Source organism: Pseudomonas sp. PDM13 (assembly GCF_025685765.1).
Taxonomy (GTDB): Bacteria; Pseudomonadota; Gammaproteobacteria; order Pseudomonadales; family Pseudomonadaceae; genus Metapseudomonas; species Metapseudomonas solani.
On record NZ_JAOTQU010000063.1, the window covers coordinates 1 to 413 of the forward strand.

The 413-nt window shown below is 69.7% G+C and carries 1 protein-coding gene; it reads right to left on the reverse strand.

The window, feature by feature from the left end:
- Positions 1-413 (reverse strand): M13-type metalloendopeptidase (locus OEJ36_RS30400; RefSeq protein WP_317891616.1); only part of this gene is annotated, 413 nt, incomplete at both ends.

The following is a 413-nucleotide window of genomic DNA, read 5'->3' on the forward strand; positions in this document are numbered from 1 at the left end:
GCTCGGAGGCGGTCCACCAGTCGCGCAGTTCGCCCTTGGCGTCGACCATGCGGCCCTTGTTGTCGAAGCCGCGGCTGAGCTCGTGGCCCACCAGCGCGCCGTAGGCGCCGTACTGGCCGGCGGCATCGCGCTGCGGATCGAACACCGGTGCCTGCAGCACCGCGGCGGTGACGATCAGGCGGTTCTGTGCCAGGTCGTAGGCCAGCGCGGGCTGCTGCGGCAGCACGTCCCAGCGGCGATCCGCATTGCCCTTGCCGATCCGCTTCATCTCCTCGCGATGGCGCCAGGTCGAGGCGATCAGCATGTTGCCGCCGAAGCTGCCGCGGCCCATCGGCTGCACGCTGTAATCGACGTCGCGGTGCGGCGTGCCGACTTCGATCTTGAGCTTGCCCAGCTTGGCCTTGGCTTCGGCC